Source organism: Polaromonas sp. P1_G2 (genome assembly GCF_056405515.1).
Genome location: NZ_JBFUBY010001697.1, coordinates 1 through 366, shown reverse-complemented (window position 1 = coordinate 366; position 366 = coordinate 1). Strand labels below are relative to the sequence as shown.

The window sequence follows — 366 nt, the reverse complement described above, 5'->3', positions numbered from 1 at the left end:
ACCGAGCCGTGACAACGCTCAGCGGCGGCAGTCAAGTCTTATCCATGGGATTCCCTCTCTATTCCCAACTCGAACCCTTTATCTATCGGGACATTCGAGCACTCCTCACGGATCTTGAGGCGCATGCGCCGGCGCTGCGTCGGGAGACTGTCGATCATCTGGCCAAGCGTCTGGAGTTGATCGCGGACCCGAGCGTCGAAGCCGACAATCTATTGAAGTTCCTGTCAAGTTTGCCGGAACCGCAGACCGACAAAGCGCCGTTTTATGCCGTGATACACGGTCGTCAGACAAGCGGGGCAATCCATAAGCAGATTCAAAAGCTGGGGCATTTGTCGATTGCAAGTCCCATGCAGCCAAGTGCCCTGA

General features: G+C 56.0%; 1 protein-coding gene. It reads left to right on the top strand.

Annotated features, from left to right (window positions below; translation table 11 throughout):
• Nucleotides 1-44: 44 nt before the first annotated feature.
• Nucleotides 45-366: hypothetical protein (locus AC1D0P_RS32165; RefSeq protein WP_477680429.1), on the top strand; the 322-nt coding region annotated here is incomplete at its 3' end.